Below are 19,713 nucleotides of genomic sequence, written 5' to 3'. Positions count from 1 at the left end.
TGGTGGGCGAAAGTGTGGGCCAGTGCACAACAGTTCAGGACTGGCGCGCTCGTTACCCGCCGGTTAGCCTCATGTGAGCGGGACACACCCCCCGCGGCTCCGGTGGCCTGGTGACGCAGCCACCCGGAGTGCTTGTCGGTTCGGCAGCTTTGTGAGGCGTGACCCGGGACGGGGTCCGCCACCCTTCGACGGTCCACGGTCCGGGCGTGCCACGCACGCGGGACCCGTGCACCACGACATGCGACTTCCGCACGCCGAGCGCCGGTTGGTCACGACCACGCGCGCCGCCGTGCTCCTCAGCCGTCACTCACCCAGGAGTCCCGTGATGGACACCCCGCTCAGCACCATTGCCGTCGTCGGCCTCGGCACCATGGGAACCGGCATCGCCGAGGTCCTGGCCCGCGCCGGCCGCGAGGTCATCGGCATCGACATCAGCGAAGCCGCCGCACGTCAGGCCGTCGCCTCACTGGAGGCCTCCACCGCACGCGCCGTGCGGCGCGAGCGGATCACGGAGCAGGAGCGGCGCGACGTCCTCGCCCGCTTCCGCACGTTCTCCGACCTGCAGGCCGCGGCGGACGCGGAGCTGGTCATCGAGGTCGTGCCGGAGACGTACGAGATCAAGCAGCAGGTCTTCCGGGAGCTCGACGCCGTCGTCTCCCCCACCGCGATCCTCGCGACGGGCACGAACGCCCTGTCCGTGACCCGGCTGGCCGCCGAGTCCCGGCACCCCGAGCGCGTGCTGGGCCTGCACTTCTTCAATCCGGCACCCGCGATGAAGCTCGTCGAGGTGGTCTCCTCCGTGCTGACCGCGCCGCCGGCCGTGGAGTGCGTGACCAGGCTCGCCCGCGAGCTGGGCAAGGAGCCGGTCGCGGTCGGCGACCGGCCCGGATTCGTCGCGGACGGCCTGCTGTTCGGGTACCTCAACCAGGCTGCCGCGATGTACGAGGCGAACTACGCCTCCCGTGAGGACATCGACGCGGCGATGAAGCTGGGCTGCGGTCTGCCGATGGGCCCCCTGGCCCTGCTCGACCTGATCGGCATCGACACCGCCCGCACGGTCCTGGAGGCCATGTACGCGGCGTCGCACGACCGGCTGCACGCCCCGGCCCCCGTGCTGGGACAGCTCAGCGAGGCGGGCCTGACCGGCCGCAAGACGGGCCGCGGCTTCTACACGTACGACGCTCCCGGCGGTCAGAGCGTGGTTCCGGACGCCCTGACCCCGAAGGAGAGCGCGGACCGGGTGGCCGGGCGCGAGGTGTCCTCGGTCGGGGTCGCCGGCTCGGGGACGATGGCCTCGGGCATCGCGGAGGTCTTCGCGAAGGCCGGGTTCACCGTGGTCCTCGCGGCGCGCAGCCTGCAGAAGGCGGACACGGCCAGGGCCCGGATCGGCACGTCGCTGGAGCGCTCGGTCGCCAAGGGGCGGCTGACGGCGGAGGCACGGGACGAGACGCTGGCCCGGATCACCGCGGCCGGTTCGCTGGACGCCTTCGCCGACGTCGACCTCGCGGTCGAGGCGGTCGCCGAGGACCTGGAGGTCAAGCAGCAGCTGTTCACGATGCTGGACAAGGTCTGCAAGCCGGGCGCGGTGCTGGCCACCACCACCTCGTCGCTGCCGGTCGTGGCGATCGCCAAGGTGACGTCGCGCCCCGAGGACGTCGTCGGGATGCACTTCTTCAACCCGGCTCCCGCGATGAAGCTCGTCGAGGTGGTCCGCACGGTGCTGACCGCGGACGACGTGCACGCCACGGTCCGCGAGGTCTGCGCGAAGGTGCGCAAGCACCCGGTGGACTGCGGTGACCGGGCGGGCTTCATCGTGAACGCACTGCTGTTCCCCTACCTCAACAACGCGATCAAGATGGTGGAGGAGCACTACGCGACGCTCGACGACATCGATGCGGCGATGAAGCTGGGCGGCGGCTACCCGATGGGTCCGTTCGAGCTCCTGGACGTCGTCGGGCTCGATGTCTCGCTCGCCATCGAGAAGGTTCTGCACAACGAGTTCCGCGACCCGGGTCTCGCCCCGGCGCCGCTGCTCGAGCACCTGGTGGCCGCCGGCTGCCTCGGCCGCAAGACGGGGCGCGGCTTCCGCGAATATGCCCGCCGCTGAGCCGGGAGCCGGGTGGGGCGGGCTGCTGGGGCCCCCGGAGGGCCCGCCCCCACAGGCGCGCTCTCCTGCACGGATGAGTTACGTTCACACCATGTCCCAACCCGCCAGGTCCCCCCGTTCCTCCGCCGCGTCCGACGCCCCGGAAAGCGCCGCGGGCACCCGCGCCGCCGCGCAACGGCTCAAGATGCGCCGTGAGCTGGCCGCCGCGGCCATGGAACTCTTCGCGACGAAGGGGTACGAGGCGACCACGGTCGACGAGATCGCCGGGGCCGCCGGGGTCGCCCGGCGCACGTTCTTCCGGCACTTCCGTTCCAAGGAAGAGGCCATCTTCCCGGACCACGACGACACCCTCGTCCGGGCCGAGGCCGTCCTCAATGCCGCTCCCGCGCACGAGCACCCGCTCGACACCGTGTGCCGCGGCATCAAGGAGGTCATGAAGATGTACGCGGCGAAGCCCGCGGTCTCCGTGGCGCGCTACAAACTGACCCGCGAGGTCCCCACGCTCCGGCAGGCCGAGATCGCGTCGGTGGCCCGCTACGAGCGGCTGTTCACCCGCTATCTGCTGGGCCACTTCGACGAGCGCGACCACCATGTGGGCAACGACGACCCGCTGCTGGCCGAGGTGGCCGCCTCCGCCGTGGTGACCGCGCACAACCATGTGCTGCGGCGCTGGCTGAGGGCGGACGGACAGGGCGACGTGGAAGCGCAGCTCGACCACGCGTTCGCGATCGTGCGGGACACGTTCGGGACCGGGATCGGCGCGGGCCGGACCGCGGACAGCGAGGCCGCCAAGGCACCGGCGGCCTCGGTGGCCGCCGGTGGCGAGGTACTGGTCGCGGTGGCCCGGACCGACGCACCGCTGGACGAGGTCATGCGGACGATCCAGCGGGCCCTGACGGAGCGCTGAGGCCGCCTGAGGCCCCTCGGGGCCGTCCTCAGCCTCCGACCGGATGCACGGCCTGCCACGGCGGAGGGGCGCCCGCCCCGCTCCATGCGGTGAGGCCGTCGAGGTCGACGCACACGATGCCGCACTGCTCCGCGTACTCGAGGGCCGGTTCGGTGAACGTGCTGGTGGTGACGACGACGGCCGCCCCGGCCTCGTGCACGGCGTAGCAGGTGCCGCCGAAACGCTGGAGTTCCTGCGAGCCGACCCTGTTGCCGGACGAGTACCGCTTGCACTGGACGACCAGGCGGCGGCCGTCGGGTGTGGTGGCCACGACATCGGCTCCCAGGTCGCCGGCGCCTCCGACGACTTCGGCGTCCGCGCAGCCGTCCCTGCGGCAGAGGGCGGCGACGGCCTCCTCGAAGTCGTACGGGTCCATGTCCTGCCAGCCGGCCGGCTCGGGGCTCCGTACGGACTCGGGGCCGGGGTCGGGCTCGGGGTCGGGGTCGGGCATTTCCTCCAGTGCGGTGTCCACCACTTCGTAGACGGCCTCCAGGGCCGCCGACGCGGCCCCGGCGGCCGCCCGGCGGCTGCGGCGCCTCCGCAGGACCGCCGCGGCCGCGGCCACCAGCGCGGCCACCGCGACTCCGGCCACCACCGGGTGCCGTTCGGCGCTCTCCAGGGCCGTACGGAAGGCCAGCCCGGCGCCGCAGAGGAGTACGGCGACGAGAGCGAAGCCCAAGGCCGTCCGGCGGAGGTCGAATTCGGAACGGCGATGTCTTCGGACGCGTTCGCGCACCTGTATCGGCATCGGGTGCCCCACCCCTGTTCGTCGTGATCGGATCAAGATCACTTCCACCTGCCCCCACCGGCCGTGTTGACGCCCCGTCGGGGGAACCCGCCGGCCGGGCCGCACCCCCCGTGACCAGGCGCCCGGATGGAACCCCGGAGCACGCCCGCCTCGGCCCCGGGATGTGCACACGCGCCCGCCCCGACGGCCGTGCCCGTGACCGGCCGTGCACAGAGCGCGGCCACCGCCACCCGCAGGGCCGATGCCACCGACCGGACCGTCGCGATCCCGCGCCGACGCGCGGCCTCCGAACCCCGGGGTGCCACCACGCCCAGCACGCCCCCTCTGCCCCCGCACCACGCCGCAGGGGCAGACCCACCGGCACTAATCCGACATACAGCCCATGATGTTGCTCATGCGTGCCCAACAGATGACAAGTGAGAGAAATTGTTGGCACTCGGTGCCTTGCCACCTGTCACGGAGTGCCATACGTTGAAGGTGTCCGGGCGGCCGGCGTGCAGAGACCTCTCGTACGCCGGCTGTCCCCGCAAACCACGTGTCTGCGCGCCCGGACGCCTGCGTCACAGGCAACCCTTCTGCTCCACAGAGCAGGCCGAAGCACCACCCGCCGAACCGACGGCACACCTCCACACCGCACCGTTCCCCCTGTCCACAGGGGTCCCTCCAGCGTTCCCTCGGCGCTGGAGACCCGATCTGCCGGAGGCATCACCGTGAAGGAAATCCTGGACGCGATCCAATCGCAGGACAGCACGGCCGCGGACTTCGCGGCCCTGTCCATCCCCGAGTCGTACCGCGCGGTGACCGTGCACAAGGACGAGGCGGAGATGTTCGCCGGGGTCGCCGGCCGCGACAAGGACCCGCGCAAGTCCCTCCACGTGGACGACGTGCCGGTGCCCGAGCTCGGCCCGGGCGAGGCCCTGGTCGCGGTCATGGCCAGCTCGGTGAACTACAACTCCGTCTGGACCTCGATCTTCGAGCCGGTCTCGACCTTCGGCTTCCTCGAGCGGTACGGCAAGCTCAGCGACCTCAGCAAGCGCCACGACCTCCCGTACCACGTCATCGGCTCCGACCTCGCCGGCGTCGTGCTGCGCACCGGTCCGGGCGTGAACGCCTGGCAGCCGGGCGACGAGGTCGTCGCGCACTGCCTCTCGGTGGAGCTGGAGTCCTCCGACGGCCACAACGACACGATGCTCGACCCCGAGCAGCGCATCTGGGGCTTCGAGACGAACTTCGGCGGACTCGCCGAGATCGCACTCGTCAAGTCCAACCAGCTGATGCCCAAGCCGGACCACCTCAGCTGGGAGGAGGCGGCGGCTCCGGGCCTGGTCAACTCCACCGCGTACCGCCAGCTCGTCTCACGCAACGGCGCCGGCATGAAGCAGGGCGACAACGTGCTGATCTGGGGCGCGAGCGGCGGACTCGGCTCGTACGCCACACAGTTCGCGCTGGCGGGCGGCGCCAACCCGATCTGCGTCGTGTCCAGCGACCAGAAGGCGGACATCTGCAGGAGGATGGGCGCGACCGCGATCATCGACCGCAACGCCGAGGACTACAGGTTCTGGAAGGACGAGCACCACCAGGACCCGCGCGAGTGGAAGCGGTTCGGCAAGCGCATCCGCGAACTGACCGGCGGCGAGGACGTGGACATCGTCTTCGAGCACCCGGGCCGCGAGACCTTCGGCGCGAGCGTGTACGTGACCCGCAAGGGCGGCACCATCGTCACCTGCGCCTCGACCTCGGGCTACAACCACGAGTACGACAACCGCTACTTGTGGATGTCCCTGAAGAAGATCGTGGGCTCGCACTTCGCCAACTACCGCGAGGCGTGGGAGGCCAACCGGCTGGTGGCCAAGGGCAAGATCCACCCGACGCTCTCCAAGGTCTACTCCCTGGAGGACACCGGTCAGGCCGCGTACGACGTGCACCGCAATCTCCACCAGGGCAAGGTCGGCGTCCTCGCGCTGGCACCCCGCGAGGGCCTGGGCGTGCGCGACCAGGAGCTCCGCGAGAAGCACATCGACGCCATCAACCTGTTCCGTGACACGTCAGCGGAGCAGACCTCTCCCTCCAGCCGCAACGTCTGAGGTTCATCGATGACCGAACGTCAGAAGGATCGCCCGTGGCTCATGCGGACGTACGCCGGCCATTCGACCGCCGAGGCGTCCAACGAGCTGTACCGGCGCAACCTCGCCAAGGGCCAGACGGGTCTGTCGGTCGCCTTCGATCTGCCGACGCAGACCGGGTACGACCCCGACCACATCCTCGCCCGCGGCGAGGTGGGCCGGGTCGGCGTGCCCGTCTCGCACCTCGGTGACATGCGACGGCTGTTCCAGGACATCCCCCTGGAGCAGATGAACACCTCCATGACGATCAACGCCACCGCCATGTGGCTGCTGGCGCTCTACCAGGTCGTCGCCGAGGAGCAGGGCGCCGACCCGACGAAGCTCCAGGGCACGACGCAGAACGACATCGTCAAGGAGTACCTGTCGCGCGGGACGCACGTCTTCCCGCCCGGTCCTTCGCTGCGGCTGACCACCGACATGATCACGTACACGGTCGACCGCATCCCCCGGTGGAACCCGATCAACATCTGCAGCTACCACCTCCAGGAGGCGGGGGCCACACCGGTCCAGGAGATCGCGTACGCGATGTCGACGGCCATCGCGGTCCTCGACGCCGTACGCGACTCCGGGCAGGTGCCCGAGGAGAAGTTCGGCGACGTCGTCGCCCGCATCTCCTTCTTCGTGAACGCCGGGGTGCGCTTCATCGAGGAGATGTGCAAGATGCGCGCCTTCGGACGCATCTGGGACCGGGTCACCCGTGAGCGGTACGGCATCGTGAACCCCAAGCAGCGCCGCTTCCGCTACGGCGTCCAGGTCAACTCCCTCGGACTGACCGAGGCGCAGCCGGAGAACAACGTGCAGCGCATCGTCCTGGAGATGCTGGCGGTCACCCTCTCCAAGGACGCCCGCGCCCGCGCCGTGCAGCTGCCCGCCTGGAACGAGGCGCTGGGTCTGCCCCGCCCCTGGGACCAGCAGTGGTCGCTCCGCATCCAGCAGGTGCTCGCCCACGAGAGCGATCTGCTGGAGTACGAGGACATCTTCGCCGGCTCGCACGTCATCGAGGCCAAGGTGGAGGAGCTGATCACCGAGTCGCTGGCCGAGATCGACCGGATCCAGCAGATGGGCGGTGCGATGGCTGCCGTCGAGTCCGGCTACCTCAAGTCGGAGCTGGTCTCCTCGCACGCCGCGCGGCGGGCCCGGATCGAGGGCGGCGAGGAGAAGATCGTCGGCGTCAACATCTACGGGACGACGGAGCCGAACCCGCTGACCGCCGACCTGGACGCGGCGATCATGACGGTGGACCCCGCCAACGAGGCCCGGGTGGTCGCGGCGCTGCACGAGTGGCGCGACAACCGCGACGAGGCCCGCGCCTCCGAGGCGCTCGCCGCGCTGAAGAAGGCCGCGGCCGGCACCGGGAACATGATGGAGGCGACCGTGGAGTGCGCCCGCGCGGGTGTCACCACCGGCGAGTGGTCCTGGGCGCTGCGGGACGTCTTCGGGGAGTTCCGGGCGCCGACGGGTGTCTCGTCCGCCCCGGTCGCCGTGACGGCCGAGGCCGGAACCCCGCTCGCCCTGGTCCGCGAGAAGGTCGCCCGCACCGCCGACGACCTGGGCGTGGGCCGGCTGCGTCTCCTGGTGGGCAAGCCGGGCCTGGACGGACATTCCAACGGCGCCGAGCAGATCGCCGTACGGGCCCGTGACGCGGGCTTCGAGGTGGTCTACCAGGGAATCCGGCTCACCCCGGAGCAGATCGTCTCGGCCGCCGTCGCGGAGGACGTGCACTGCGTCGGCCTGTCGATCCTGTCCGGCTCGCACGCCGAGCTGGTCCCGGACGTGCTGACCCGGCTCCGCGAGGCGGGCGCGACCGACATCCCGGTGATCGCGGGCGGCATCATCCCGCCCGCCGACGCCGCCGCACTGATCGGGGCCGGCGTCGCCGCCGTCTTCACCCCGAAGGACTTCGGAATCACGGAGATCATCGGCCGTATCGTCGACGAGATCCGGAAAGCGAACAAGCTCGACCCTCTGGAGGTCTCCGCATGACCAGCCCGTCGCCCGCCGCCCCCGTGAACCGCCAGCGCCCGCGCCGTTCCTGTCTGGCCGTGCCGGGCTCGAACCCGCGGTTCCTGGAGAAGGCCCAGGGCCTCCCCGCCGACCAGGTCTTCCTGGACCTGGAGGACGCCTGCGCGCCGCTCGCCAAGGAGGGCGCCCGTCACCACATCGTCGACGCGCTCAACAACGGCGACTGGTCCGGCAAGACCCGGGTCGTGCGGGTCAACGACTGGACGACGCACTGGACGTACCGTGACGTCATCACGGTCGTCGAGGGCGCGGGCCCGAATCTCGACTGCATCATGCTGCCGAAGGTCCAGGACGCCCAGCAGGTCGTCGCGCTGGACCTGCTGCTGACCCAGATCGAGAAGACGATGGGCTTCGAGGTCGGGAAGATCGGCATCGAGGCGCAGATCGAGAACGCCAAGGGTCTGGTGAACATCGACGACATCGCCGCCGCCTCGCCCCGGCTCGAGACCCTGATCTTCGGTCCGGCCGACTTCATGGCCTCGATCAACATGAAGACCCTGGTCGTCGGCCAGCAGCCCCCCGGCTACCCGGCCGACGCGTACCACTACATCCTGATGCGCATCCTCATGGCGGCCCGTACCCACGACCTCCAGGCGATCGACGGGCCGTTCCTGCAGATCCGGGACGTGGACGCGTACCGCGAGGTCGCGGGCCGCGCCGCGGCTCTGGGCTTCGACGGCAAGTGGGTGCTGCACCCCGGTCAGGTCGACGCGGCCAACGAGGTGTTCTCGCCCTCCCAGGAGGACTACGACCACGCCGAGCTCATCCTCGACGCGTACGACTGGTGCACCTCGGAGGAGGGCGGCAAGAAGGGTTCGGCGATGCTCGGCGACGAGATGATCGACGAGGCCAGCCGCAAGATGGCGCTGGTGATCGCGGGCAAGGGCCGTGCGGCCGGAATGCAGCGCCTCTCCAAGTTCGAAGCCCCGGAGGCCTGATCATGCAGTTCGGACGGACCTTTGAGGAGTTCGAGGTCGGTGCTGTGTACAAGCACTGGCCGGGAAAGACGGTCACGGAATACGACGACCACCTCTTCTGCCTGCTGACCATGAATCACCACCCGCTGCACATGGACAGCAACTACGCGGAGAGGACGACCGATTTCGGAAAGAACGTCGTCGTCGGCAACTACGTCTACTCGCTCCTGCTCGGCATGTCGGTGCCGGACGTCTCCGGCAAGGCGATCGCCAATCTCGAGGTGGAGTCGCTGAAGCACATCGCGCCGACCTTCCACGGCGACACGATCTACGGCGAGACGACCGTGCTCGACAAGACTCCGTCACGGTCCAGGAGCGACCGCGGCATCGTGTATGTCGAGACGAGGGGATACAAGCAGGACGGCACGACGGTCTGCGTGTTCCGCCGCAAGGTGATGGTTCCCACCGAGACGTACATCAAGGAGCGGGGCGGCGAGCAGCCCGGCCGCCCGGAGCCGGTCCAGCCGCCGCAGAAGAACGTGGAGAAGCAGCCATGAGCCGACTCGCACAGACCGCCGGCCTGACGGACGTCCAGCAGGAAATCCTCTCCACGGTCAGGGATTTCGTCGACAAGGAGATCATTCCTGTAGCGACCCGGCTGGAACACCGCGACGAGTACCCGACGGAAATCGTCGAAGGCCTCAAGGAACTCGGTCTGTTCGGGCTGATGATTCCCGAGGAGTACGGCGGTCTGGGCGAGTCGCTCCTCACCTACGCCCTGTGCGTCGAGGAGATCGCCCGCGGCTGGATGAGTGTGTCGGGAATCATCAACACGCATTTCATCGTGGCGTACATGCTCAAGCAGCACGGCACGCAGGAGCAGAAGGACACGTTCCTGCCTCGGATGGCGCTGGGCGAGGTGCGCGGGGCGTTCTCGATGTCCGAGCCGGCCCTGGGTTCCGACGTGTCCGCGATCACGTCCAAGGGTGTGAAGGACGGCGACGCGTACGTCCTGAACGGCCAGAAGATGTGGCTGACGAACGGCGGAACGTCCACGCTGGTGGCCGTCCTCTGCAAGAGTGACGAAGGACACCCCGAGGGCACGGCCCCGCACAAGTCGATGACGACCTTCCTGGTGGAGAAGGAGGCGGGATTCGGCGAGGTCCGCCCCGGTCTCACCATCCCGGGGAAGATCGACAAGATGGGCTACAAGGGCGTGGACACGACCGAGCTCATCATGGACGGACTGCGCATTCCGGCCAATCGCGTGCTGGGGGGCACGACCGGCCGTGGTTTTTACCAAATGATGGACGGTGTAGAGGTCGGCCGGGTAAATGTCGCCGCGCGTGGCTGCGGCGTCGCACAGCGTGCATTCGAACTGGGCGTTTCGTACGCCCAGCAGCGCCATACCTTCGGAAAGCCGATCGCCCAACACCAGGCGATCCAGTTCAAACTGGCCGAAATGGCCACCAAGGTCGAAGCCGCTCATGCGATGATGGTGAACGCGGCACGCAAAAAGGACTCCGGGGAACGAAACGACCTGGAGGCAGGGATGGCGAAGTACCTCGCCTCCGAGTACTGCAAGGAAGTCGTCGAGGACGCCTTCCGTATCCACGGCGGTTACGGCTTCTCCAAGGAGTACGAGATCGAGCGCCTCTACCGCGAGGCCCCGATGCTGCTGATCGGTGAAGGTACCGCCGAGATCCAGAAAATGATCATCGGTCGCCGACTCCTCGAGGAGTACCGGCTCCAGGGTTGATTGTCCCATTCGAGGTGATTTAGTGGCGAAGAACATCACACCGAGTCATCCTCGTCGGGAGCCTTTCAGCTGTCCGACTCGGCTGCTGGCTTGCCCAGTTGCCGCTCGCACCCGATAGCATCGACGGAAAGCCGCCGTCCCCCCGTTGCCAGCGCGGCATCATCCGCTACGAAGGTCATCCATGCCCGACAGTCAGAATTCTGCACCACGCGGCGGGGTCCGCCTTGCCCGCGGAGCGTCGCCGTGGCTCCTCCCGACCGTCGCCACCGCGGCACTCAGCCTCGCCCGGGCCCGCAAGTCCGGGCGCTGGGCCGCCGTGGCCGTGCCCACCACCGCGCTCGCTGCGGGCATGCTGTGGTTCTTCCGTGACCCCGAGCGCGAGATCACCCGGGGTCGCGTCATCTCGCCGGCCGACGGCGTGGTGCAGAGCATCATGCCGTGGAAGGACGGGCGCACCCGCGTCGCGATCTTCATGAGCCCGCTGAATGTGCACGTCAACCGGGCACCCCTGTCCGGCACCGTGACGTCGGTCGAGCACATTCCGGGCGGGTTCGTCCCGGCGTTCAACAAGGAGAGCGAGAACAACGAACGCGTTGTCTGGCACTTCGACACCGAGCTCGGCGACATCGAGATGGTGCAGATCGCGGGAGCGGTCGCCCGTCGAATCGTCCCCTACATCCCGCAGGGTACGAAGGTGGAGCAGGGCGAACGCATCGGTCTGATCCGTTTCGGCTCGCGCGTCGACATCTACCTTCCGGAAGGTATCGATGTCGCGGTCGAGGTCGGTCAGGCCACCACCGCGGGGGTGACTCGAATTGACCGTGATTGATCCTGATACACAAGCCGGCTGGGTGCCGGAGGGCTCCGAGGACGAGGACTCCGACGGCACGGAGGACATGCCGCTCTCGATGAGGCTGTCGATAGCGGACACCCTTACCCTCGGTAACGCCACGTGCGGTTTCATGGCGGTGTACTTCACCACCACCGGGATCCTCATCCCGCACCTCACGGGCAGCGACGAGACGGGCATGGCCCGGCACTCCGCGGCCACCGCGGTGATCCTGATGCTCCTCGCGGCGGTCTTCGACCTCTTCGACGGGCTCGTGGCGCGCAAGCTGCGGTCCTCGCCGATGGGCGCGGAGCTGGACAACCTGTCGGACCTGATCAGCTTCGGCCTGGCACCGGCGTACTTCGTGCTCGTGTACGGGATGGTCGCGGACGACGCCCACCAGAGGGTGTCGGCGCTCGCGGCGATCGTGGTGCTGCTGGCGGTGGTGCTCAGACTTGCGCGGTTCTCCTGCGTGACCTTGAAGGACGGCATGTTCCAGGGCATGCCGAGCCCCTTCGGAGCGCTCACGGTCGTCTCGATCGTGCTCCTGGAGCTGCCCTTCGTGCCGACGCTCCTCGCGATCGTCGGGGTGGCGTGGCTGATGGTCAGCCGGGTCGAGTACCCGAAGCCGCGGGGCGTCCTCGCGGTGGCGATGCTCAGCTGGATCGTGGCCGCCATGGGGCTGCTCGCCGCGTGGGCGTTCGACGCCCCCGGTGGCCAGCTGCTCCTGCAGACCGGCTGCGCACTGCAGGTCGTGCTGGGCGCGGTGATTCCGCTCTTCGCCACGGCGCGGCGGGTGAACACCTTCCGCGACAACCGGCGCGAGGCACGGGCGGCGCAGCTCCCGTAGCAGCACCGACACGTACGGACACGAGGGCCCGGATGCACCCCAGCATCCGGGCCCTTCCGCGTGCGGGGTGATCACGATGTCGCCGGTGCGGGGTGGGCGTATCGTCCATAGGGAGAGTTCCCGCCGATGCCCGGACGAGCCGTCGTCACCGGATGCCCGACCGCTCGCCACGGAGCTGCCAGGCGCCCGTCACGGAGAAGGGTCGAGAGGGTGCAGGACCAAGCCGCCTCCGCCGCAACGGGTTCCGGCACGGAGCTCCTCGACAGCGCGGTGACCCACCTCGTGCGGGAGGCGGGGGCGTCCGTGGGCATGCTGTACCTGCTCCCGGAGGACGAGGCAACCCTGTACCTGGCGGTGCTGTCCGGGGTGCCCTGGCAGCTCGCGACCCCGTGGAACCGGGTCCCGCTGTCCGCCCCCATCCCGGTGGCCGACGCCGTGCGGCACCACTGCCTGATCTGGCTGGGCAGCCAGGAGGAGCTGGCTCGCCGCTATCCGCGGCCCGCGCTCGTCATGCCCTACCGGTTCGCGCTGTGCGCCGCCCCGATCCGCACCGGCAGCACCGACCGGGGCGGGATCGTGCTCCTGTGGCCCGGCTCGCACCCCCTGGAGCTGGCACCCCAGGAGCGCAAGGCCGTGGCCGGTGCCTGTCACGGCATCGGCATGCTGCTCCAGCAGGCCGAGAGCATGGGCTTCCCCGTCCTGCCGGGAAGCCGGCCCCGCGTGCTCGCACCGCCGGAGCCGCCCGTCCCGGAGCCCGCCGAGGCCGCGGCGGCCCTGGAGTTCATCGGGCGGCTGCCGGGAGGGAGCTGCGCCCTGGCCCTGGACGGGTCGATCACCTTCCTCAACGACGCCGCCGCGGACCTCCTGGGCGTCGGCGCGGCGGACCTCCTGGGAACGCTTCCCTGGATGTCGCTGCCGTGGATGGACGACCCCGCCGTCGAGGACCACTACCGGGCCGCGGTCATCGGCCGCCAGCAGACGTCCTTCACCACACTCCGGCCCCCGGACCGGTGGCTGTCCTTCCACCTCTTCCCGAACTCCTCCGGCATCAGCGTCCGGATCACCCCCGCCGACGGGCCCGCCCCCGACGCGCCGCCGGTCCTGCGCCCGCCACCGGCCACGCCCGCACCGAGCCGGGCGACCGCCCTGTACCACCTCATGCACCTGGCCGCGACGCTCACCGAGGCCGTCGGCACCCAGGACGTCATCGAGCTGACGGGCGACCAGCTGATGCCGGCCTTCGGGATCCAGTCCCTCGTCGTGATGACCTCGGCGGAGGGCCGGCTGCGGATCCAGGGGCGGCGCGGAGCCCATCCCACCCTCATGGACCGCTTGGACGGCGCCCCGCTGAACTCGGACACCCCCGCCGCACACGTCCTGATGACGGGCGTCCCCGGCTTCTACTCCGACTTCGCGGAGCTGGAGCGCGCCTACCCCTCCGAGGGCCTGCGCCAGGTCGTCGCCGCCAGCGCGTTCCTCCCGCTGATCGTGTCCGGTCATCCGGTCGGCGCGCTGGTGCTGGCCTACGACCAGGACCATGACTTCGAGCCCGAGGAACGTGCCCTGCTCACCTCGATCGCGGGGCTGCTCGCCCAGGCACTCGACCGGGCCCGCCTCTACGACATCAAGGACCGGCTGGCACACAGCCTGCAGGCCCACCTCCTCCCCCACACCCTCCCGCGGGTCGAGGGCCTGGACGTCGCGGCCCGCTATCTCCCGGCCACCCGCGGGGTGGGCATCGGCGGGGACTTCTACGACCTGATCCGCCTGGACGACAGCACCGCGGCGGTGACCATCGGCGACGTACAGGGACACAACGTGAACGCCGCCGCGCTCATGGGGCAGGTGCGCACGGCCGTGCACGCGTCGGCGGGCGCGCCGCCCGACGAGGTCCTCGCCCGTACCAACCGGCTGCTCACCGATCTCGACCCGGGGCTGTTCACCAGCTGCCTGTACATCCACCTCGACCTTGCCGGGCACCGTGCCGTCCTGGCCACCGCCGGACATCCTCCGCCGCTGGTGCGGCAGCCCGACGGGCAGACCGAGGTGCTCGCCCTGCCACCCGGCCTGCTGCTCGGCGTCGATCCGTCTTCCCGCTACCCGACGGCCGAGATCCCGCTGCCCCCGGGCTCGGCGCTCGCCCTCTACACGGACGGACTCGTGGAGGCACCGGGCGTGGACTTCGACGACGCCACCGCCGAGCTGGCCGAGCACTTCGCGCTGGCCCTGGAGCAGACCATGGACGAGGTCGCCGACACACTCGTCCGCTACGCGCGGCGCGCCACACCCGGCACCGACGACATCGCGCTCCTCCTGGTCAACGCGCTGCGCACGGCCGGCTGAGCCCGCGTTCGGCCGCCGTACGGATCGCCCGGCCCGATGCCGGTGGGGCGGTTCCGCATTGCCGATCCCACCCGCCGCCACCACTCGCGCCTCCCTGCGCCCCGCCACCGGAGCAGGAAGCCCGGAATTGACGCCTTCGAGTCACTAATTTGAGCTCCACACACGAAATCTTGCGCAGCAGCGTGGACTTCCTTGCGGAGGTGCTCCTAGCCTGTGGGGCGTCCGCAGAGCCCCCACGAGCCGCAAGGACGACCACACGTGACCCCACCCCGAGGACGGCGCCTGTTCAGGCGCTCACTGTCCGCCTCCCTCTCCCTGGCCCTCGTCGCCGCCGGTACCGCGGCGGCGGTCGTGCTGGCGGGGGCTCCGGCCGCCCGGGCCGCAGCCGTGCCCGCACCGTCGCCCGTCGGGATACCCGGCCGCGGCGCCACCGTTCCGTTCACGGAGCAGGAGGCCGAGTACGCCGCCACCAACGGCACCCCCATCGGCCCCGACCGGCTCTACGGCTCACTCCCCTCGGAGGCGTCGGGCCGGCAGGCCGTCACACTCGACGCGGCCGGTGAGTACGTGGAGTTCACCCTCACCGCCCCCGCGAACGCGATGACCTTCCGCTACTCGCTGCCGGACAACTCCGCCGGGACGGGCCGGGACGCCTCGATCGACGTGCGGGTGAACGGCTCCTCGCTCAAGAGCGTGCCGGTGACCTCGAAGTACGGCTGGTACTACGGCGGCTATCCCTTCAACAACAACCCGGGCGACACCAACCCCCACCACTTCTACGACGAGACCCGGACCATGTTCGGGTCGACGCTGGCAGCGGGCACGAAGGTCCGGCTCCAGGTGACGTCCACCGCCGATTCCCCGTCCTTCACGATCGACCTGGCGGACTTCGAGCTGGTCGGCGCGCCGACCGGCAGGCCTACCGGCGCCCTGGACGTGGTGGGCGACTTCGGTGCCGACCCGACGGGTGCCGCGGACTCCACCGCGAAGATCCAGGCGGCGGTCGACGCGGGCCGCACCCAGGGCAAGGAGGTGTACATCCCGCGGGGCACCTTCCGGGTCACCGACCACATCGTCGTCGACAAGGTGACACTGCGGGGCGCCGGCCCCTGGTACAGCGTGCTGACGGGCCGCCACGCCACGGACCGGAGCAAGGCGGTCGGGGTCTACGGGAAGTACGCCGCGCAGGGCGGCAGCAGCGACGTCGTCCTCAAGGACTTCGCCATCATCGGCGACATCCGGGAGCGGGTGGACGACGACCAGGTCAACGCCATAGGCGGAGCCATGTCCGACTCGGTCGTCGACAACGTCTGGATGCAGCACACGAAGTGCGGTGCCTGGATGGACGGCCCGATGGACAACTTCACCATCAGGAACAGCCGCATCCTGGACCAGACCGCGGACGGAGTGAACTTCCACTACGGCGTCACGAACTCCACGGTGACCAACACGTTCGTCCGCAACACCGGGGACGACGGCCTGGCCATGTGGGCCGAGAACATCCCGAACGTGAAGAACGCGTTCACGTTCAACACCGTGATCCTGCCGATCCTCGCCAACAACATCGTCACCTACGGCGGCAAGGACATCACGATCTCCGACAACGTCATGTCGGACACGATCACCAACGGCGGCGGCCTGCACATCGCGAACCGCTACCCGGGCGTGAACTCCGGCCGGGGGACCGCCGTCTCGGGTACGCACACCGCCGCCCGCAACACACTGATCCGCACCGGCAACAACGACTACAACTGGCAGTTCGGCGTCGGCGCCATCTGGTTCAGCGGACTCAACGAGCCGATCAGCAACGCCACGATCAACATCACCGACAGCGAGATCCTGGACAGTTCCTACGCGGCGATCCACCTCATCGAGGGGGCCACGAACGGCCTGCGTTTCGACAACATCAGGATCGACGGCGCGGGCACCTACGCACTGCAGGTACAGGCCCCGGGCACGGCCTCGTTCAGTAGGGTGGTGGCCACGAACATCGCGCAGTCCAACCCGATCCACAACTGTGTGGGCGGCGGCTTCCGGATCACGCGCGGTGAGGGCAACTCCGGCTGGTACGCCGACCCGCCCGCCTGCACCGGCACCTGGCCCGCTCCGGTGTGGACCAACGGCGGAGTGCCGGGCGGCCCCACCGACCCGACCGATCCCCCCGACCCGACCGATCCCCCGGACCCGACCGATCCGCCGGCGGAGACGGGCAACCTCGCACAGGGCCGCACGGTCACCGAGACCAGTCACGTCGACGTGTACGGTGCCGCCAACGCGGTGGACGGCAACGCCAACAGCTACTGGGAGAGCCGCAACAACGCCTTCCCGCAGTCCGTCACCGTGGATCTCGGCGCCGCGAAGGCCGTCAAGCGGCTGGTGCTGAAACTGCCCCCCGCTCCGGCCTGGGCGACCCGTACGCAGACCATCGGCGTCTCGGGCAGCACCGACAACTCCACGTACAACGCGCTGAAGGCGTCCGCGGGTTACACCTTCGACCCGTCGAACGGGAACACCGCCACCGTCACCCTCACGGGGACACCGGCCCGCTACCTGCGGCTGACCTTCACCGGGAACACGGGCTGGCCGGCGGCCCAGCTGTCCGAACTGGAGGCCTACACCGGCTGAGCGCGCACGCGGACGGGCCCGGCCGTGAGGCCGGGCCCGTCCTGGTGCGCGGTGGGGTCAGGACTTCGACGCGAAGGACTCGGCGGCCGGGGCCACCTCCGCCGGCCGGACCACCTTCAGCCCGCCGGGGGTCTTGGCGTCGGGCTTCATGATGACGGTCTCCCTGGTGGACGGGGCCGCGGGGTCGGTGAAGTCGTGCGAGATGCCGAAGTCGGCGCCGAAGCCCTTGATGGTGAGCAGGGCCTTCCCGACACCCTCGCGGGTGAGGTCCTTGGACTCACAGGCCTTCTTCAGCGCCTCACCGAAGACGGACGCCGCGTTGTATCCGGCGATGACGCCGTTGTCGAGGCCGTCCTTGGGGTACTGGGCCGCGTACGCCTTGGCCAGCTTGGCCGGGCCCTCGGCCGCGTCGCCGATGGGCAGCGTGGAGGAGCCGATGTAGTAGTCCTTCTGCAGGGCCTTGCCCGCCTGGGTGGCCAGGAGCTGCGGGGCGTAGGCGGAGTTGTTGCCCACGACGGGGACGTTGAAGCCGGTGGCCGCGGCGACACCGACCAGCGAGGCCGCCTGACGCGGCCCGGCACTGATGACGATCGCCTTGACACCGGCCTGCTTGAGCGCGGAGACCTGGGCGGTCATGTCGTTGTCGGTCGGCTTGATCTTCTGCTCGACGATGGTGAGGCCCGCCTCCTTCGCCGCGTGCTGGGAGCCGGCGAGGGCGTTCTCGCCGTAGTCGCCCTCGAAGTAGACGTGACCGATCTTGTCGCCCTCGGTGATGCGCTTCTCGGCGAGGAGGTAGTCGATCAGGTTGATCGTCTCGACGTCGTACGTGGCGCCGATGACCCGGACGTACTCGGAGCCGAGGAGGTTCGCGGACCAGGCCTGCGGCAGGACGATGCCCTTGTCCTGTCCGTCGACGCGCTGCTCGACGGCGGCGACGAACGGGGATCCGATGAACTGGGCGAAGCCCAGCACGTCCGGCTCCAGCTCGGTGTAGGCCGCGATGGCCTTCTGCGGGTCGTAGCCGTGGTCGCGGACCGTCAGCTCGATCTGCCGGTCGCAGATGCCGCCCGCGGCGTTGGTCTCCTTCACCCACAGCTGCTGGGCCTGGGTGACGCTCTTGCCCAGCGAGGCGTACACACCGGTCATGTCGGTGAGGGCGCCGAGCGTGATCTTGGAGTCGGTGACCCCCTCACCGGTCTTCACACCGGTCTTGTCCGTCTCGGCGCCGCCCCCGGTGTCGGCCTTGCCGCTGCACCCGACGAGGGTGAGGGTGAGGGCCGCAAGGACCGCTCCGTACACACGCATTCTCATTTCTTCTCCCCTGGTTTCTTCAGACGCGTAAGGCCGCCGGGCAGGAACAGGACCACCGCGACCACCGCGGCGCCGTACAGATAGCGGGACGCCTCGCCCGGTGTCAGACCGCCCGTACCGGGGGCGGACACCAGGGGAAGGGAGTCGCTGTAGTGGGTGAGCACCTGCGGGAGCAGCGTGACGAACGCGGCGCCGACCACGGCTCCGGCGACGCTGCCCAGCCCGCCGATGACGATCATGGCGAGGTATTCGAGGGACAGGACCATGCCGAAGTACTCGGGCACGGTCCGCTGGAAGACCAGCGCGAGCAGGACGCCCGCGAGGCCCGCGTACATGGAGGACAGGACGAACACCCCGGCCCGGTACCGCGCTACCGGTACGCCCATCACGCCGGCCGCGATCCGGTGGTCCCGGATGGCGTTGAGTGCCCGGCCGGGCCTGCCGCGCAGCACCCCGCGGGCGAAGAGCGCACTGAAGGCGAGGGCGGCCAGTGCCACGTACCAGAGCTTCTCCGAGGCCTGGAAGGGCACTGCGGCGACCACCACCTCGGTGTCGTCGAAGGTGAACCCGAAGAGTGAGAGCGGGGGCACGGCACGGCCGTTGAAGCCGCCGGTGAGCGAGCCCGCGTTGAACAGCACGTGCTGTCCGATGAAGATCAGCGCGAGCGTGGCGATGCCGAGGTACGCGCCGCGCAGCCGTCCCGCGATGGGGCTGAACAGTCCGCCCGCCGCGCCCGCCAGCAGTACGGCGAGGATCGCCGCGAGCCAGGTGGGGAGGCCGAGGCCGCTCAGCTCGTGGCCGTTCTCGGTGCTGCTCTCCCCCGCCAGGATGCAGTAGCCGTAGGCGCCCACGGCGAGGAAGAAGGCGTGGCCCATGGAGAGCTGGCCGGTGCTGCCGGTGAGCAGGTTGATCCCGATCGCGCCGATCGCGGCGGCCATCGCGAAGAGTCCGGCCTGGAGCCAGAAGCGGTCCAGGTAGAACGGGAAGAGGAGGAGCAGGACGGAACCGGCGAGCCAGAGGTACGTGCGGATGCTCCGCAGCGGTCCGGTGAGTGTCCGCCCGCTGCCGGCCGGGGCGGGCTTCGCCCCGGCGTCCGGTCCCACGGACGGTTCCTGCGCGGTGTCGGGCATGGC

14 protein-coding genes are annotated in these 19,713 nt (G+C 69.8%); 11 read left to right on the top strand and 3 right to left on the bottom strand.

Annotation, left to right across the window (positions count from 1 at the left end):
- The first annotated feature begins 325 nt into the window (after window positions 1-325).
- On the top strand, window positions 326-2,107 hold the full coding sequence (locus OG927_RS27765) for a 3-hydroxyacyl-CoA dehydrogenase family protein (protein WP_056792205.1): 1,782 nt from the start codon (window positions 326-328) through the stop codon (window positions 2,105-2,107).
- A 91-nt stretch (window positions 2,108-2,198) separates the two neighbouring features.
- Entirely contained in the window at window positions 2,199-3,014 is an 816-nt protein-coding gene (locus OG927_RS27760; protein WP_056792204.1) for a TetR family transcriptional regulator, read from the top strand.
- 28 nt (window positions 3,015-3,042) lie between these two features.
- Here the strand turns inward: OG927_RS27760 and OG927_RS27755 are convergent, their stop codons facing one another.
- The gene (locus OG927_RS27755; RefSeq protein WP_330320961.1) at window positions 3,043-3,801 is read right to left on the bottom strand and encodes a restriction endonuclease; all 759 of its coding nucleotides are present in this window, start codon (window positions 3,799-3,801) and stop codon (window positions 3,043-3,045) included.
- Window positions 3,802-4,511: 710 nt separating this feature from the next.
- On the opposite strand from OG927_RS27755, the gene ccrA reads away from it, so the two are divergent.
- The 9 genes from ccrA to OG927_RS27710 all read left to right on the top strand — a co-directional run bounded on the left by ccrA (window position 4,512) and on the right by OG927_RS27710 (window position 17,269).
- A complete protein-coding gene (gene ccrA, locus OG927_RS27750) occupies window positions 4,512-5,885 on the top strand; it encodes a crotonyl-CoA carboxylase/reductase (RefSeq protein ID WP_056792202.1) in 1,374 nt (457 codons plus the stop codon).
- A gap of 9 nt (window positions 5,886-5,894) precedes the next feature.
- Window positions 5,895-7,907, top strand: coding sequence for a protein meaA (locus OG927_RS27745; protein WP_330320960.1), 2,013 nt, complete (start codon window positions 5,895-5,897; stop codon window positions 7,905-7,907).
- Entirely contained in the window at window positions 7,904-8,884 is a 981-nt protein-coding gene (locus tag OG927_RS27740; RefSeq protein WP_209469371.1) for an HpcH/HpaI aldolase/citrate lyase family protein, read from the top strand. Before OG927_RS27745 ends, OG927_RS27740 begins: the two co-directional genes overlap by 4 nt.
- Before the next feature lie 2 nt (window positions 8,885-8,886).
- Entirely contained in the window at window positions 8,887-9,420 is a 534-nt protein-coding gene (locus OG927_RS27735) for a MaoC family dehydratase (RefSeq protein ID WP_056792199.1), read from the top strand.
- Window positions 9,417-10,622, top strand: coding sequence for an acyl-CoA dehydrogenase family protein (locus OG927_RS27730; protein WP_056792198.1), 1,206 nt, complete (start codon window positions 9,417-9,419; stop codon window positions 10,620-10,622). The genes OG927_RS27735 and OG927_RS27730 overlap by 4 nt, the downstream gene beginning before the upstream one ends.
- A gap of 181 nt (window positions 10,623-10,803) precedes the next feature.
- Window positions 10,804-11,451, top strand: a complete 648-nt coding sequence (locus OG927_RS27725; protein ID WP_056792197.1) for a phosphatidylserine decarboxylase — start codon at window positions 10,804-10,806, stop codon at window positions 11,449-11,451.
- The gene (gene pssA, locus OG927_RS27720; protein ID WP_245376664.1) at window positions 11,438-12,301 is read left to right on the top strand and encodes a CDP-diacylglycerol--serine O-phosphatidyltransferase; all 864 of its coding nucleotides are present in this window, start codon (window positions 11,438-11,440) and stop codon (window positions 12,299-12,301) included. Before OG927_RS27725 ends, pssA begins: the two co-directional genes overlap by 14 nt.
- Before the next feature lie 210 nt (window positions 12,302-12,511).
- The gene (locus OG927_RS27715; RefSeq protein WP_330320959.1) at window positions 12,512-14,644 is read left to right on the top strand and encodes a SpoIIE family protein phosphatase; all 2,133 of its coding nucleotides are present in this window, start codon (window positions 12,512-12,514) and stop codon (window positions 14,642-14,644) included.
- A 258-nt stretch (window positions 14,645-14,902) separates the two neighbouring features.
- Complete coding sequence (locus OG927_RS27710; RefSeq protein WP_330320958.1) at window positions 14,903-17,269, top strand: galactose-binding domain-containing protein; 2,367 nt, start codon at window positions 14,903-14,905, stop codon at window positions 17,267-17,269.
- A 57-nt stretch (window positions 17,270-17,326) separates the two neighbouring features.
- Here the strand turns inward: OG927_RS27710 and OG927_RS27705 are convergent, their stop codons facing one another.
- Both OG927_RS27705 and OG927_RS27700 read right to left on the bottom strand, forming a co-directional pair.
- A complete protein-coding gene (locus OG927_RS27705) occupies window positions 17,327-18,580 on the bottom strand; it encodes an ABC transporter substrate-binding protein (RefSeq protein ID WP_056792193.1) in 1,254 nt (417 codons plus the stop codon).
- Window positions 18,577-19,710 (bottom strand): branched-chain amino acid ABC transporter permease, encoded by a 1,134-nt coding sequence (locus tag OG927_RS27700; RefSeq protein WP_199862761.1) that lies wholly within the window; start codon window positions 19,708-19,710, stop codon window positions 18,577-18,579. Before OG927_RS27700 ends, OG927_RS27705 begins: the two co-directional genes overlap by 4 nt.
- Window positions 19,711-19,713: the final 3 nt, after the last annotated feature.

Origin of the sequence: Streptomyces clavifer, from assembly GCF_036345975.1 — a bacterium.
Taxonomy (GTDB): Bacteria; Actinomycetota; Actinomycetes; order Streptomycetales; family Streptomycetaceae; genus Streptomyces; species Streptomyces clavifer.
This window is presented reverse-complemented; position numbering and strand designations above follow the sequence as displayed.